Genomic DNA, 13,970 nt, shown 5'->3' with positions numbered 1-13,970 from the left:
GGTATTTAGCACGATACTCCTCTCTGAAGGCTTAAGGAAGAAGGAAGAACCTAGAAGGAAGGATTTACGCCTGATCCTTTTCCTTTGCCAAATGTCCAGTCCTTGTTAATTTTCCCTCCAATATTCCCCTGACGACGTAAACATCCTACCTATTACCCGTCAAAACAGAAAGTACCGCTGAGCCATAGGTAAAACCGATGCTGGCTGGGACGTAATCCGTTCACCATTGACATAAACCCGGTAGGTTTCTGGATCGACTTCGATGTGAGGGGTTTGGTCATTAAGCATCATCGACTTTTTAGTAATACTCCGGCAATTTTCTACGGGATAGACTCGCCGCTTTATGCGCTTTTGAATATGCTCAGAAACATAAGCTTGTTTAGAGAGAAATGTCCACGACAGCTCATAAGGCGCAAGTCCCTGAGCCCCAAACATTTCACGCATCATTTGCGGTTCCACGGTAGGAATCGAGGCATTCGCATCACCCATTTGAGCGGCCACAATCATCCCGCCTTTAATGATTATCGAGGGCTTAACTCCAAAGAACGCTGGGCTCCATAGCACTAAATCAGCCCATTTTCCGACTTCAACCGACCCAACTAAACGGGAAATCCCATGCGTGATCGCAGGGTTAATGGTATATTTGGCTACATATCGGCGAATCCGCCAATTGTCATTTCGGGCAGAATCTTCGGGTAGATGACCTCGTTCCTTTTTCATTTTATCAGCTGTTTGCCATGTTCGAATAATCACTTCACCAATACGTCCCATAGCCATCGAATCCGAAGACATCATCGATAAAACGCCTAAATCATGCAAGACATCTTCTGCTGCTATGGTTTCCCCGCGAATGCGCGAATCTGCAAACGCCACGTCTTCAGGCAGTTTCGGATCCAAATGATGACAGACCATCAGCATATCCAAATGTTCTGCTAGGGTATTCACCGTATAAGGCCGAGTAGGATTGGTTGAAGAAGGCAAAACGTTTTCGAAAGATGCTACGCGCAGAATATCTGGCGCATGGCCGCCACCGGCACCTTCGGTGTGGTACGTATGGATGGTGCGTCCACCTATCGCATCGAGCGTGTTTTCCACAAAACCCGCTTCGTTGAGTGTATCGGTATGAATTGTTACCTGAACATCGGCCTCATCGGCAACATTCAAGCAGGTATCAATCGCTCTGGGGGTCGTCCCCCAATCTTCATGGAGTTTAAGACCAATGGCGCCCGCGGCAATTTGTTCTTCTAACGGTTCAGGAAACGACGAATTGCCTTTCCCTGTTAAGCCAATATTGACGGGAAAAGAACTCATGGCTTCCAGCATCCGGGTAATATTCCATGGTCCTGGAGTGGCTGTGGTCGCATTGGTCCCCGTTGCCGGACCGGTTCCTCCCCCAATCAAGGTGGTTAAACCCGCCATTAAGGCATGGCGAGCGAGATCGGGTGTAATCCAGTGAACATGGGAATCAATACCTCCAGCAGTCAGAATAAGACCTTCCGCCGAAATAACCTCTGTTGCGGGAGAAATAATTAACCGGGGATCGACTCCGTCCATAATATCGGGATTCCCCGCCTTCCCGATTGCCACAATCCGTCCATCCTTAATGCCGACATCCGCTTTGACAATCCCCCAGTAGTCGATAATGACCACGTTGGTAATCACTAAATCCGGTGCTCCCAGGGCGGAACTATGCCAACTGGCCTGCCCCATCCCGTCCCGAACAACTTTGCCCCCGCCAAATTTGGCTTCTTCTCCCAAAAGCGTTCGGTCTTCTTCGACCATAGCCCACAAATCGGTGTCGGCTAACCGTATTTTGTCTCCTACAGTCGGCCCAAATAAATGGGCATAATGGTGACGATCGATCGAATAACTCATGACTTTGGCCTCCAGAATCCGCGTTGTTTGGCACGTTCAAGAGCTGCTTCTTTATTCCCCTCTTTATCTAAAGGACCTTCGGTCAATCCATTTAACCCGTAAACCCGGCGTGCTCCTTTAATCGGTGTCAATGTCACCGTTTGGCGGATTCCGGGTTCAAAGCGCACCGCCGTTCCCGCTGGGATGTCAAGCCGCATGCCATAAGCTTTTTCCCGATCGAAGTCAAGAGCCTTATTCACCTCAAAAAAATGAAAATGAGAGCCCACTTGAACGGGTCTGTCACCCGTATTTTGCACCGTCAGGGTCATGACAGCACCGGACGCATTTATTGTAACGGCATCGCCCTCACACTGAATTTCACCAGGTATCATGAATCTGTCAGCTCCTTCACAACATCCAAAACGACAGGATTCATCTCTTGACCATCGCGGATAGGGTGATGCACGGTCACTAATTTGGTTCCATCAGGAAATGTGGCCTCGATTTGTACGGTCTCCACCATCTCCGCAACTCCGTCCATCACCTGATCCGTGGTAAGCAGCGTCGTCCCGTAATTCATTAATTGGGCCACGGTTTGCCCATCTCTTGCTCCCTCCATGAGAGCCGAGGCAATATAGGCCACCGCTTCCGGATAGTTTAATTTCAACCCTCGCTGCAACCGTTTGGCAGCCAGATCACCAGCCACCACAATCAGTAATTTTTCTTGTTCCCTTGGCGATAAAAACACCTAAAATCCCTCCATCCTATGTTTCAGAATAGCCTGTACGGCATCATAATTCTTGTTTTTTCAAACAAAAACGCAGTAAAAATCTGTATCCATGCTCAATCGCGCAAGAAACGAAAAATGACAAAACCTAAAATAGTTGACGATCTCGTCAAAATCCCGCAATGTGGGAATGACTTCATTCTCATATTGATAAGGTGGGCTAAGCCATGTTAACCCTATTTGGAGCGGTTGTTGTAACATTCATGATGATTTTCTATGCGTTAGAACAGCGTTCTTTATGGTACACCTTGGCTTTTGCTGTTGCGTGCACTGGCTCGTCGCTCTATGGATGGCTAGCGGGCACCTGGCCGTTTGGGGTGGTCGAAGGAATTTGGGCAGTGATCGCGTACCGCAAATGGTGGATTCTCTATTCACAAAAACAGGCGGAACCAACGTCATAATGGCGCCTTCCGCCTGCTCCTATGTCTAATTTTGAGACGACTGCTTGAGTGTAGCAATCCACTGATCTAATAAGCCATCGGCTTTTCGGCTTTTGGCGACCAAAGCGGGTAACTGGTAATCGCTTAACAATTCTTCCATATGACGCCGGACTACAAACGATTTGTCGGGTTGTTGTTGATAAAATCCAATGCGCAAGGGAATATCCACAACAACATCAGGAGTTTCCTCTAAAAAAGCCGCGCCAAGCACAGGATTTCCAAAGATAACGGTCCAGGCATCCATATGAGGATCAACCCCACGTGCTTTCATATCCTCCGTATGATGGACAACCGCATAAACAATAATCTGTTTTTCTTCCAACCAATGGGTAAATTGGTTCACCAACTCTGCCGCCGGACGAGATACCTCAATTTGCTCAATAGCGGACACATTCATTCCCTCCTAAGTCAAAATAACTACTAATTGTAGTTTATAATTTATTGGGCTGCTTGTCGATTTAGTGGATACAGGCAAAAATTCGGGCACTCGGGTGATTAAGAAACCTCTACCGGGACAAGTGTCATGGACATTACATCGACTAATCCTTTATTGCTCAATCTCAGTTCGGGAATGACCGGCAACGCAATCAGGGAAAACGTCATGTAAGGCGCGTGAAGTGTACATCCGAGATCACGCCATGCCTGTGTTAACGTCTCCAATTTTTCTGCCATGACCTCAGCTGATTCTTCGGCCATCAAACCAGCAATGGGTAAAGACACTAAAGCCAATATGGTTTGATCTAACACAGCAACCATCCCTCCGCCACTTTGAGCTAAGACATTGGCGGCCATGACCATGTCATCGGGATTCACTCCCATCACCATCAAATTGTGGCTGTCATGACCAACCGTTGAAGCAACAGCACCTCGCTTCATACCAAATCCATGCACCAATCCATGGCCAATTTGGCCTGTGCCGTGATGACGTTCCAAAACCGCCGCATACACTAAATCATTATCGGGCGAGGGTAAAATTACCCCATCTTCTACCCGCGCAGTGGTGGTATATAAATGGGTTAAGGCGCTGTTGTTGCTGACGCCTATTGCCCTCACTGTCACTTCCCCGTGAGAACACGATTCACTCTTTACAAGAAAATCCTGTGGCGTTAATGCACGAGGCAAATGCACAGATTTTTTCACATAGTCTGGATAAGAGGGGGCTGTGATTTCCGCAACCAACCGACCATTTTCCGCGACAATCTCACCACCAGAAAATACCATCCACGGCCGCATCTCCAAAAGATCCGGTATTAAAAGCATATCCGCCACATGACCTGGGGCAATGCTTCCCAGCCAGTCTTCAACATGAAAATACCGAGCCGTATTAATTGTCACCATTTGAATGGCGCTTAGGGCATCAACGCCTTCCTCAATAGCCCGCCGGACCACGACATTCAAGTGTCCATCATGAACCAATGTTGCTGGCTCGACATCATCCGTGACTAAAAGACATTGATGGGGATCAATACCGTCTTCGGCAACAATCTTTATGCATTCATGAACATCTTTCCACGCCGTTCCTTCCCGAATCATTACGGTGATCCCTCGCCTGGCTTTGCGTAATGCTTCCTCTCGGCTAGTGGATTCATGGTCGGAAAATATCCCGGTCGCGGCATAGGCTTGAATCACGCGATCATCAGAAGTTGGAAGATGTCCTGTCACAACCTGGTGTTTTTCATAGGTTAGTCGAATTTTTTCGAGGACTTCAGGCTTCCCGTTGACGACCCCAGGAAAATCCATAACCTCACTGAGACCCGCCACTCGGGGAAAATTCAAAGCACTTTGCACTTCATTGGGCCCTAAATATTGTCCACTATCTTCTAATCCAGGAGCTGCTGGCACACAAGAGGGAACGGTAGTAAAGACACGAAGAGGCAACTGTTCTGCCTCTTGCATCATTAATGCTACCCCTTCAAGCCCAAACACATTCGCCATCTCATGCGGATCCATAAAAATAGTGGTCGTTCCCGCAGGCAAAACAGCGCGGGCAAACTCGCTGACCGACAGCATACTACTCTCTACATGCATATGTCCATCCATTAGTCCCGGCACCAGATATTGCTGGTGTGCATCGATCACTTTGGTCGTCTCCTTGATATTAGGGACGGATTTGCCGATGTAAGCAATGAATCCTGCCTTCACTGCAACAGATACGTCAGGTTCAATTTCTTTGGTATGCACATTGACCAGTTTCGCATGAGTAATCACCAAATCAGGTTCTAGAGTCCCTAAAGCCACTTGAGCCAGTTGCCGTCTGATTTCGCTATTATAGGTCATGGCATTTTATTCCTCCTGTCATCTTATAGATTCAGTGTGGCCATCATTTATCCCAATCTACTCGGTTTCCCGGGAAGATGAACAGTATTTCGTCTCCCTCGATCAGAAATTCGGTCAACAACACAATGAAGATACCGAAAAAAATTTGGTACAATGCAACCCATCAAACCATGATGCCATAACAAGAGGTGGATGCGTTGGCCATAAAATGGAGTACTATCACCGAAGTACCCTTAGATCGAGGGTCGCTGAGTCTTTCCAATAAAATGATCCGGCTAAATGCCAATGAATCGCCCTATCCACCTCCCGAGACCGTGTTACAGGCAATAAGCGCGTCAATGCACGAGATTCACCGCTATCCCGATCCATCGGGCCGGGAACTAAAAAATCGGCTGGCTGAAAAATATCAAATAGACCCTGGGCAGATTGTATTGGGTTCGGGATCGGGCGATTTGATTGAGCATATTATTCGCGGACTTTTTCATCCCCAGCGTGAAGTGATTATTCCCCATCCCTCCTTCCCTTTGTATAATGCCATTGCCCAATCTATCGCGTTTACGACAGTGAGAACATCCCTTAATCCAAATGGCACGGTGAATTTAACCAACATTGTGGATAATCTGAGCGAACAAACGAGTTTAATCGTTATTTGTAATCCCAATAATCCCACGGGAGGCTATCTTCCGACATGCGATATCGATGCCTTTTTATCGTCAGTACCTGAAGACGTCGCTGTTCTTCTTGACGAGGCATATTGGGAATTAACAGAGGCCTACGATAATCCGGATCAAGACAGTGCTCACTTGCTGAAAAAATATCCCAACCTCATAATTAGCCGGACTTTTTCTAAGTTTTACGCGCTCGCTGGAATTCGTTTGGGTTATGTTTTAACTGCAGATGCCTCAGTAAGCCATGCCATTTCACAACGCTTAAGCCGTGTGATGCCTAATCGTTTAGCACTTGCCGCTGGCGTCGCAGCTTTAAGTGAGGAGGCCGAAGCTGTATACAAAATTTACCGAAGCATGATTCAGCGTGAGCGCACCCGCATTTTAGCGCGGTTAAGTCAGCTAGGATTAAACGTGTTTCCCAGTCAAACTAATTTTGTCACGTTCCAATGGGAAGATTCTGAAAAAACACTACCGTTACACAATATTGCGATTCGACCGGGTCCCAGCATGGGATTAGCCGGCTATACGCGTATGACGATTGGCCAACCTGATGATAATGAACGTGTATTGAATATCATCGAAGAATCCCTAAATCACGCATCGACGATCAAACATTCCTAAACATCAACCCCTACATGACTCATTTATACCGAAAGGCGAGCAGACGATATGGACGAATTTGACTCGGAATCCCTTTACGAACATGATGGGCGACATGTCTGGCATCCTTTAACGCAACATCAAGATTATCATCATAGCCATCCCTTGGTTATCACACATGGCCAGGGATCTACCGTATACGACATAAATGGACAGCCTTATCTTGATGCTGCGGCCGGTCTATGGTGCGTCAACGTTGGCTATGGCCGTCAAGAACTGACTGATGCTGCTCTAAGGCAAATGCAGCAATTAGCTTATTATCCGTTAACCCAAAGCCACCCTGCTGCCATCGAACTAGCCACACGTCTTTCTCATTATCTGCCTAATACGCCACATATCTATTTTTCCAATTCTGGTTCCGAAGCCAATGAGACCGCATTTAAAATTGTTCGGCAGTACTGGCAACAACAAGGATTTCCACACAAAACTAAAATCTTATCGCGCTTTCGCGGTTATCATGGCACAACCTTAGGGGCGTTATCGGCCACAGGACAACCTGAACGGAAACGAAATTATGGACCCATGGCTCCAGATTTTGTGCAGGTCAGTGCTCCCTATTGCTACCGGTGTCCTTTTCATATGCAATATCCGTCCTGCGAGATGCAATGTGCAGAGGATTTTGAACGCCGCATCCAAATCGAAGGACCCGACAGCGTTGCCGCTATAATCGTCGAACCGATCATTTCAGGAGGAGGGGTGCTGATCTCCCCACCCGGCTATTTATCTCGGGTGGCACACATTGCTAAAGACTATAATGTAAAACTCATTGTTGATGAGGTCGTGACCGGCTTTGGACGACTTGGCGCTCTTTTTGGACATGAGCTCTATAATACAAAACCGGATATCGTTACGATGGCCAAAGGTCTAGCCAGCGGGTATATGCCGATAGGAGCCACCGCGGTGAGTGACGAGATATTCCACGCTTTTTTGGGATCCACAGATTCCGGACGGCATTTCCGTCAAGTGAATACCTTCGGAGGACATCCGGTTGCTTGCGCGGTGGCCATGGCAAATCTCAATGTCATCGAACAAGACCAACTCGTGGAGCAAGCTCGGGCGACCGGACAATATCTTGAACAACTTCTAAGCGATCAGTTGCAAGACTTACCGTGGATGGGAGACATTCGTGTTCAAGGTCTTTTGGCCGGCATAGAAATCATCACCGAACCCGAAACCAAAACACCGGCTAGTGACGCGTTTATGCGTGCGTTAGGGCGTCGGTTAATCAACCAAGGCATTTTGGCCGGAAAGGCCACTGACGTTGAAACTTGGCACAATAACATCTTAATTATTGCCCCTCCCCTCGTTATCCATCGCTACGAATTAGAACGAATCGTAACAGGCATGGCTCATGCCATTCGCCAGGTGGGACAAGCCCCGCCTGTTCATGTTTAACATCTTCATACAATTCGACACTCTTATTCTGAATAATCACCATGATAAAGTTTGTTTTGCTTTCACCTTCTTAAAGTTAAGACTTTAAGAAGGTTTTCTATTCTTACTCATGTTCATGTCGCGGAGTGAATCTTTATCTGACATGAGATTTTTCGTTGATTAATTTTCTTTCACCGGAGTTTAAATACCCTTATGGATTTGGTATATCCAAAACTATGGGGCAGCATAAACCATTTTTCATACCGATCGATCTTTACCACAGGATACTACGCCTAAGCATGTGAAAAATTGAACAAATTACTCCGGAGTTTCTGATCATTATATCGGGAATTAAATTTATGCCTACACCAACGCGCTACTCTATTCGTCCTATTTAAACTCCTTGTCTTAAGTTAGCCCACATACCTAAACGTCTTATTTCACAACGTTTTCTGTCATTTGTATTTTCTCTTGACAAGTAACAAAACCCTATAAGCATAGTCAAGTTTGAGAGATATTATCGATAAATTTCAATATGAATGATGATTAATCAGGTACATCTATGAAGTAATTCTCGTGGTAATTTCTCTAAACTTATTGATCTCATTATTTAACTAGAATATACTCAAAGCGTGATTTACTTCTCACAAGTTCATACCATTTGCATGATGGTTCGGTAGCGCAACACCGGCAACTTTTTCAGAATCACTGTGCCGGAGGACGTAAATCGTTTTGGTTAGTTATTTTGGCGCCCTACGGCGAGGTGGTATCTTTTTACGCCTTGTGTATGCAGCTATTTTATCCAGAATTGAACAACTTGCTTGACAATTCATTCTAAGAGGTGATTCCTCATGGCCCCTAAACGCTCTAAACGAGCGTTCCGCTATTTAAGCCTGATGGCCCTCGCCGTAGGGCTTTTGGTCTCCGGTTGTGGCCAGCAATATGTTTTGTTGCATCCTGCTGGTCCCGTGGCCGCCAGTGAATTAGGGCTCATTTATATCTCCGGCGCGGCCATGTTATTTATGGTGTTATTGGTTTGGGTTTTGTTCGGAATTGTTATTGTTCGCTTTCGCGACAAGCCGGGAAACAAAGCCCCTTATCGACCGCTTTGGGACCACAACCGCAAATTAGAATTATTCTGGCTTGCTCTCTCCTTTCTGATTGTTATCATTATTAGCGTTCCCACCGTGCAAAAAACTTACGCGTTAGACAAGATTCCTTCAGGAACCGATCCGATTGTTATTGACGTGACGTCCCTGGATTATAAATGGCTGTTTGAATATCCCCAGCAACATATTGCCACCGTTAACTACATCGACATTCCCTCAGGGGTTCCCGTGCTCTTTGAACTGACAGCCAATTCACCTATGAACACCTTTTGGGTTCCGCAATTAGGTGGAATGGAGTACACAATGCCAGGCGAAGTCCTGCCGTTGTGGCTTGAAGCAAGTCATCCCGGTGTCTACTGGGGACGCAGCGGTCAATTCTCGGGATCCGGCTTTGTGCACATGACGTTTAACGTCAAGGCAGTTCCCATGGCCCAATTCCAACAATGGGTACAAACGGTGCGTCAAACAGCTAGCCCCATGACCTTAGCCGATTATCATCAACTGCTCCAACACAACTGGATTAGTCCAAGAAGCTATTCCAGCTACCCAGCATCGACCTTCCCCAACACCACACACGGATTCACCTTGGAAGGTGGCATGTATATGCAAATGAAAAACATGTACATGAATATGCCTTCGAATTAGGGATTCGTGAAGTTATGAGATGAAAGGTGGAAAAGATTATGTCATCACTGTTAGCGCAGCTTTTTCCGCCCGAGACCACTCGGGGTATGGAATTAAGTGCTGACGTACTGATTGTTCTCACCTCCGCCGCCATCATTTATGTCCTCACCCGTTACCACAAATGGGGGCACCTTTGGCGCGAATGGTTAACAACCGTCGACCACAAAAAAATCGGCATCATGTACCTCATTGCCGCGATTACCATGTTGTTTCGCGGCGGTGTCGATGCCTTACTAATGCGTGGACAATTAGCCGTCCCGAATAATCATTTTCTTGGGCCTTTGCATTACGATGAAATTTTTACCACCCATGGAACCATCATGATTTTCTTCATGTCCATGCCGTTCATCTTTGCCATGTTCAACTTGGCCATTCCTTTGATGATCGGCGCACGAGACGTCGCGTTTCCCCGCTTAAACGCCATTAGCTTCTGGCTGTTCGCTTTCGCGGCGTTCATGTTTAACATCTCCTTTGTCGTCGGGGGTTCGCCCAATGCCGGTTGGACATCATATCCACCATTGACCGAACTGGCCTTTAACCCCGGTGTCGGGCAAAATTACTACCTGTTAGCGATTCAGATTTCTGGTATTGGCAGTATCGCAACCGGTGTGAACTTTCTCGTGACCATCCTCAAGATGCGAGCGCCGGGAATGACCTTAATGCGCATGCCGATGTTTGTCTGGACGTCCTTGGTCACTTCCGCCTTAATCTTGTTTGCATTCCCACCACTTACTGTCGCGTTGGCCATGACCATGTTAGACCGGTTATTCGGCACCGATTTCTTCACAATTACCCATGGCGGCATGCCCATGATGTATGTCAACTTGTTCTGGCTCTTTGGGCATCCCGAGGTCTATATCCTCATCCTTCCCTCCTTCGGAATTTTCTCCGAAGTGGTGGCCACCTTCTCCAGGAAGCGGCTTTTCGGCTATAGCACGATGGTCTGGTCAGTGATAACGATTACCTTACTCAGTTACGGCACATGGGTTCACCACTTCTTTACGATGGGTGCTGGCCCCGGTGTTAACGTCTTCTTCGGAATCTCCACCATGCTAATCGCTATCCCGACCGGTATCAAAATCTTTAACTGGATCTTCACCATGTGGGGTGGCCGAGTTCGAACACCCGTCGCGATGCTCTGGGCATTAGCTTTCATCCCGACATTTGTAGTGGGAGGAGCCACCGGTGTGATGCTCGGTGCCGTGGTAGGTGACTACCAATTTCACAATAGTTACTTCTTAATTGCTCACTTCCACAACGTCTTAATTGGTGGTACGGTCTTCGGATTGTTAGCAGGGATGTATTACTGGTGGCCCAAGACATTCGGGTTTAAACTCGATGAACGCCAAGGGCGCTGGTTTTTCTGGTTGTTCTTTATTGGATTCTGGATTACCTTTATGCCGCAATATGCCTTAGGATTCATGGGCATGACGCGGAGAATGTACACGTACACCACCGGATACGGTTGGAGCCTTCCCAACTTGGTATCAACCATCGGAGCCTTCATGATGGGAGCTGGATTCGTCGTTTTCGTCTACAGCATTGTCTACAGCTATAAACATGGAGAACGGGATCTGACGGGGGACCCATGGGATGGGCGCACACTGGAATGGTCTTTGCCCTCTCCCCCACCTGCCTACAATTTTGCCCGGATTCCCGTTGTTTCAGACCGGGACGCGTGGTGGGAAATGAAGCAACACAACCAAACCAATGTGGTTCAACTCAACCCCAACGATATTCAACCCATTGAAATGCCAAAATCGTCATCGATTCCCTTTTTGATGGGGTTAGCATTCTTTGTCGGAGGAATTGGCATGGTATTCGAATGGTGGTGGGTCGCTATTCTCGGAGCATTAGGAGTAGTAGCCCTGTTGATTATTGGAAGCTTCGATTACAACGACCATGAAGAAATCCACGCCGAAACTATTCGCCACACTGAGGCGTCCTTAGGGAGGTTACAAGGATGAACGTACCTATAGAGCCCGAATTGCAAAATACTCAAGTCCCTCTGGAGTTTACTGATCAACATGAAAGTCTCAAGATTCTCGGCTTTTGGGCCTTTTTGGCCACAGACTTTCTCCTCTTCTCGTCGTTGTTCGCGGTGTATGCTGTCTATCAGTCGCGGGTCGGTATGTCGGGGCCGACCCCGGCCCAATTATTCCATCTAGGTCCGGTCTTGTTTGAAACGGTTGCCTTATTAACCAGTAGTTTTACTTGTGGATTAGCAGTGTATGAAATGCGTCATCACCGCCTCAAAGGCACTGTCATTTGGTTAGCGGTTACCATTCTTTTAGGCGCAGCCTTCGTTGCCACCGAAATCAGTGAATTTCTCGGCGACATTGCCTTGCACGATACCTGGCATCACAGTGCGTTCCTCTCCGCCTTCTTTACATTAGTGGGCACTCACGGTTCACACGTGAGCTTCGGTATTATTTGGGCCATCACCCTGATTATTCAGCTTTTAGGACGGGGTTTGACCACCATTACGACGCGAAAAGTCTACATGTTCGCCTTGTATTGGCACTTTCTCGACATTATCTGGGTCTTCATTTTCACCGTGGTCTACTTAAGTGGCAAGATCATCTAATGAACGCCATCTGGCCCTACGGATTACTGATGCATAATCGATGAAAGGAGACAATATCATGGCGATTTCACATAACCGAAAACGACATAACGTTATTGCCATCTCCCCCAACGGTCCGACTGGTCATGGAGATGAAGTCGAATCGGTTTATCTTGTCCCGCGTTTTGAGGAAGAAACCTTCCCATGGAAACAAATCTTTGGCTATATTGCCTCTTTGGTATTAACGGCATTGGCCTTTGGTGCAGTGGTTGAACACATGCTGCCCCCCGCCTTCTTGATATCCTTTATCTTGTTCTTGGCGGTATTACAGGCGGCATTGCAATTAGGGATTTTCATGCACTTAAGAGAAAGCCGTGGTTCAACCTGGCAGATAGTCACTTTGGCTCTTGCGATTTTTATGGGAATAGGGATTGTGATTTTCTCGATTTGGATTATGACCTTCAAATCCGGCGTATCCTAATCACTTCGCCTGAAGCCTGGAATCTCCGCCCGTTGAGATCCCAGGCTTCCCTTTAATCGTTAACCCGGTTTGACTTTGACCGGAAAGGACATCAAATCATGCCACACACTCATCGGCTCGAAAATTTTGACGAACACCTTACCTCGCACATGCTGGTCACAGCTGACCTTGAGGCTGGAATGCGACTTCTGCGTAATTTCTTAAAAAACAATGATGCCAGCGGTGCCTATGAAGTTGCAGAGGTTCTTTTAGATATTTGGACAGAACGGGAATTAGTCCACGCACAAACTGAAGAAGCGTTTTTGTTTGACGAAATCCCGTGTTTAAAAATCTTTCACCGGGACCACGAACTGATGGCAACATGGGTCGATGAAGCCCGTTTTACTCTGGATCGCGATGGAGTTGTTTCTGCACGCGTCTTAATGCGGTTAGAAGCTTTATCGACACTTCTTCATACCCATCATGAACATGAATTAGAATGTCTTAAACGCCATTACCACCAACTCGCGACGAATTCTTCAGTACAACATGTCCTCTCCAAATGTGACGGCTCCCTATGAGATGTGACAGCTAATTCCTCATTACAAAGTTCACAGAGTGCCTGTTCATCTGTGAACTTTTTTCGTTTTGATATGTTAGATGAATTATGACGCTTTTGGTCCTTTGGTATCATGCCGTAAAATCGGCCATGCAACGACGTTATGAATAGGCACCACTGATGTTTTTCGCATTTCGGGTTTCCATGCCCAATACATGCCTGTTGTGATTAAACTGAGGATCCAAATCATATAACTCAGCGTTAGTACAATCGCCGCACCTTGCTCTAACGTAAAATTCACATCAGGAAACGCCATCATGACCATCCATACCAGTCCAATACTGGCTAACAAAGACGCCGCAATCCGGAACATCCACTTCATCATCATCCCCTCCTCTATTAACTTGAGTGTAGCCGGCTTAAAGATTATCTTCATGGGTCAAATGGTCCTTCCCCACTGGGTCTAATGTTCCCTCCTCCCCATGCAAAAAGAGCCCCCAGATGGTTAATAAATCACCATCCAGGGCCCCTT

At 47.0% G+C, this 13,970-nt stretch carries 14 protein-coding genes; 8 read left to right on the top strand and 6 right to left on the bottom strand.

Annotation, left to right across the window (positions count from 1 at the left end):
• Positions 1 to 159: 159 nt before the first annotated feature.
• Genes ureC through ureA form a run of 3 tightly spaced genes read right to left on the bottom strand, consistent with a single transcriptional unit; the run spans position 160 to position 2,602 of the window.
• Complete coding sequence (ureC, locus tag AOA63_RS14745) at positions 160 to 1,875, bottom strand: urease subunit alpha (RefSeq protein ID WP_053960421.1); 1,716 nt, start codon at positions 1,873 to 1,875, stop codon at positions 160 to 162.
• Positions 1,872 to 2,246 carry an urease subunit beta gene (locus AOA63_RS14740; RefSeq protein WP_053960420.1) on the bottom strand — a complete coding sequence of 125 codons (375 nt, stop codon included), beginning with the start codon at positions 2,244 to 2,246 and terminating at the stop codon, positions 1,872 to 1,874. The genes ureC and AOA63_RS14740 overlap by 4 nt, the downstream gene beginning before the upstream one ends.
• Positions 2,243 to 2,602, bottom strand: coding sequence for an urease subunit gamma (gene ureA, locus AOA63_RS14735; RefSeq protein ID WP_053960419.1), 360 nt, complete (start codon positions 2,600 to 2,602; stop codon positions 2,243 to 2,245). Before ureA ends, AOA63_RS14740 begins: the two co-directional genes overlap by 4 nt.
• A gap of 206 nt (positions 2,603 to 2,808) precedes the next feature.
• On the opposite strand from ureA, the gene AOA63_RS14730 reads away from it, so the two are divergent.
• Positions 2,809 to 3,042 carry a hypothetical protein gene (locus tag AOA63_RS14730; RefSeq protein ID WP_053960418.1) on the top strand — a complete coding sequence of 78 codons (234 nt, stop codon included), beginning with the start codon at positions 2,809 to 2,811 and terminating at the stop codon, positions 3,040 to 3,042.
• Positions 3,043 to 3,067: 25 nt separating this feature from the next.
• Here AOA63_RS14730 and AOA63_RS14725 read toward each other — a convergent pair whose 3' ends face one another.
• Together AOA63_RS14725 and ade are read right to left on the bottom strand one after the other, a co-directional pair.
• Complete coding sequence (locus tag AOA63_RS14725) at positions 3,068 to 3,472, bottom strand: DUF302 domain-containing protein (protein WP_053960417.1); 405 nt, start codon at positions 3,470 to 3,472, stop codon at positions 3,068 to 3,070.
• A 104-nt stretch (positions 3,473 to 3,576) separates the two neighbouring features.
• The gene (gene ade, locus AOA63_RS14720) at positions 3,577 to 5,358 is read right to left on the bottom strand and encodes an adenine deaminase (RefSeq protein WP_053960416.1); all 1,782 of its coding nucleotides are present in this window, start codon (positions 5,356 to 5,358) and stop codon (positions 3,577 to 3,579) included.
• Positions 5,359 to 5,555: 197 nt separating this feature from the next.
• Between ade and hisC the strand changes: the two genes are divergently transcribed.
• The 7 genes from hisC to AOA63_RS14685 all read left to right on the top strand — a co-directional run bounded on the left by hisC (position 5,556) and on the right by AOA63_RS14685 (position 13,460).
• Positions 5,556 to 6,647 (top strand): histidinol-phosphate transaminase, encoded by a 1,092-nt coding sequence (gene hisC, locus AOA63_RS14715; RefSeq protein WP_053960415.1) that lies wholly within the window; start codon positions 5,556 to 5,558, stop codon positions 6,645 to 6,647.
• A gap of 48 nt (positions 6,648 to 6,695) precedes the next feature.
• Positions 6,696 to 8,081: an aspartate aminotransferase family protein gene (locus AOA63_RS14710; RefSeq protein WP_053960414.1), complete on the top strand. Its 1,386-nt coding sequence runs from the start codon at positions 6,696 to 6,698 to the stop codon at positions 8,079 to 8,081.
• Between the two features lie 830 nt (positions 8,082 to 8,911).
• Positions 8,912 to 9,814, top strand: coding sequence for a cytochrome c oxidase subunit II (locus AOA63_RS14705; protein ID WP_053960413.1), 903 nt, complete (start codon positions 8,912 to 8,914; stop codon positions 9,812 to 9,814).
• 38 nt (positions 9,815 to 9,852) lie between these two features.
• Entirely contained in the window at positions 9,853 to 11,820 is a 1,968-nt protein-coding gene (locus tag AOA63_RS14700) for a cbb3-type cytochrome c oxidase subunit I (protein WP_053960412.1), read from the top strand.
• The gene (locus AOA63_RS14695) at positions 11,817 to 12,440 is read left to right on the top strand and encodes a cytochrome c oxidase subunit 3 (RefSeq protein ID WP_053960411.1); all 624 of its coding nucleotides are present in this window, start codon (positions 11,817 to 11,819) and stop codon (positions 12,438 to 12,440) included. The genes AOA63_RS14700 and AOA63_RS14695 overlap by 4 nt, the downstream gene beginning before the upstream one ends.
• A 58-nt stretch (positions 12,441 to 12,498) precedes the next feature.
• The gene (locus AOA63_RS14690; RefSeq protein ID WP_020375985.1) at positions 12,499 to 12,900 is read left to right on the top strand and encodes a cytochrome o ubiquinol oxidase subunit IV; all 402 of its coding nucleotides are present in this window, start codon (positions 12,499 to 12,501) and stop codon (positions 12,898 to 12,900) included.
• A 98-nt stretch (positions 12,901 to 12,998) separates the two neighbouring features.
• A complete protein-coding gene (locus tag AOA63_RS14685; RefSeq protein ID WP_053960410.1) occupies positions 12,999 to 13,460 on the top strand; it encodes a hypothetical protein in 462 nt (153 codons plus the stop codon).
• Between the two features lie 84 nt (positions 13,461 to 13,544).
• Here the strand turns inward: AOA63_RS14685 and AOA63_RS14680 are convergent, their stop codons facing one another.
• Positions 13,545 to 13,826: a hypothetical protein gene (locus AOA63_RS14680; RefSeq protein WP_139061628.1), complete on the bottom strand. Its 282-nt coding sequence runs from the start codon at positions 13,824 to 13,826 to the stop codon at positions 13,545 to 13,547.
• Between the last annotated feature and the right edge of the window lie 144 nt (positions 13,827 to 13,970).

It is taken from the genome of Sulfobacillus thermosulfidooxidans (assembly GCF_001280565.1).
GTDB classification, from domain to species: Bacteria; Bacillota; Sulfobacillia; order Sulfobacillales; family Sulfobacillaceae; genus Sulfobacillus; species Sulfobacillus thermosulfidooxidans_A.
The sequence above is the reverse complement of the archived record's forward strand: the minus strand, read 5'-3'. Positions and strand labels throughout refer to the sequence as shown.

Coding starts and splice junctions, on each gene's coding strand:
- ureC (WP_053960421.1), bottom strand. CDS start 1,875: ATGAGTTATTCGATCGATCGTCACCATTATGCCCATTTATTTGGGCCG.
- AOA63_RS14695 (WP_053960411.1), top strand. CDS start 11,817: ATGAACGTACCTATAGAGCCCGAATTGCAAAATACTCAAGTCCCTCTG.
- AOA63_RS14740 (WP_053960420.1), bottom strand. CDS start 2,246: ATGATACCTGGTGAAATTCAGTGTGAGGGCGATGCCGTTACAATAAAT.
- ade (WP_053960416.1), bottom strand. CDS start 5,358: ATGACCTATAATAGCGAAATCAGACGGCAACTGGCTCAAGTGGCTTTA.
- AOA63_RS14685 (WP_053960410.1), top strand. CDS start 12,999: ATGCCACACACTCATCGGCTCGAAAATTTTGACGAACACCTTACCTCG.
- AOA63_RS14730 (WP_053960418.1), top strand. CDS start 2,809: ATGTTAACCCTATTTGGAGCGGTTGTTGTAACATTCATGATGATTTTC.
- AOA63_RS14710 (WP_053960414.1), top strand. CDS start 6,696: ATGGACGAATTTGACTCGGAATCCCTTTACGAACATGATGGGCGACAT.
- AOA63_RS14705 (WP_053960413.1), top strand. CDS start 8,912: ATGGCCCCTAAACGCTCTAAACGAGCGTTCCGCTATTTAAGCCTGATG.
- AOA63_RS14700 (WP_053960412.1), top strand. CDS start 9,853: ATGTCATCACTGTTAGCGCAGCTTTTTCCGCCCGAGACCACTCGGGGT.
- AOA63_RS14680 (WP_139061628.1), bottom strand. CDS start 13,826: ATGATGATGAAGTGGATGTTCCGGATTGCGGCGTCTTTGTTAGCCAGT.
- AOA63_RS14690 (WP_020375985.1), top strand. CDS start 12,499: ATGGCGATTTCACATAACCGAAAACGACATAACGTTATTGCCATCTCC.